Annotated in this window: 1 protein-coding gene; it reads left to right on the forward strand. The window is 47.0% G+C overall.

From position 1 onward, the window contains the following. Window positions 1–1,077 (forward strand): elongation factor Tu (gene tuf / locus LOZ91_RS14535; protein WP_180078890.1); only part of this gene is annotated, 1,077 nt, incomplete at its 5' end. Between the last annotated feature and the right edge of the window lie 3 nt (window positions 1,078–1,080).

Consider the following 1,080-nt stretch of genomic DNA (forward strand, 5'->3'; position numbering starts at 1 on the left):
AAATTCGGTGGCGAAGCGCGTGATTACGCTGCAATCGACTCTGCACCAGAAGAAAAAGCACGTGGTATTACAATTAATACTTCACACGTAGAATACGATTCTCCAACTCGTCACTACGCTCACGTAGACTGCCCGGGCCACGCCGATTATGTTAAAAACATGATTACTGGTGCTGCTCAGATGGACGGCGCGATCCTTGTATGTGCTGCGACTGATGGTCCTATGCCACAGACTCGTGAACACATCCTGCTTTCTCGTCAGGTAGGTGTACCTTACATCGTTGTATTCTTGAACAAATGCGACCTTGTAGATGACGAAGAGCTTCTTGAACTGGTTGAAATGGAAGTTCGTGAACTTCTTTCTACTTATGACTTCCCGGGCGATGACACTCCAGTGATCCGCGGTTCTGCACTTGCTGCACTTAACGGTGAAGCTGGTCAGTATGGCGAAGACGCTGTTGTTGCATTGGTTGAAGCACTTGACTCTTACATTCCAGAGCCAGAACGTGCAATCGACCTTCCATTCCTTATGCCAATTGAAGACGTATTCTCAATCTCTGGTCGTGGTACAGTAGTAACTGGCCGTGTAGAGACTGGTATTGTTAAAGTAGGCGAATCAGTTGAAATCGTTGGTATCCGTGATACTCAAGTAACTACAGTTACTGGTGTTGAAATGTTCCGTAAATTGCTTGACGAAGGTCGTGCAGGCGAGAACTGTGGTGTTCTTCTACGTGGTACTAAGCGTGAAGACGTACAACGTGGTCAAGTATTGACTAAACCAGGTGCGATCAAGCCACACACTAAATTCGATGCGGAAGTATACGTACTTTCTAAAGAAGAAGGTGGTCGTCACACTCCATTCCTTAACGGTTACCGTCCACAGTTCTACTTCCGTACTACGGACGTAACTGGTGCGATCGCGCTTAAAGAAGGCGTTGAAATGGTTATGCCTGGTGACAACGTTGAGATGTCAGTAGAGCTAATCCACCCAATCGCAATGGACCCAGGTCTACGTTTTGCGATCCGTGAAGGTGGTCGTACAGTGGGTGCTGGTGTAGTTGCTAAAGTAACTGCATAATCA

Source organism: Acinetobacter sp. F-1 (genome assembly GCF_022869025.1).
Taxonomy (GTDB): domain Bacteria; phylum Pseudomonadota; class Gammaproteobacteria; order Pseudomonadales; family Moraxellaceae; genus Acinetobacter; species Acinetobacter pseudolwoffii.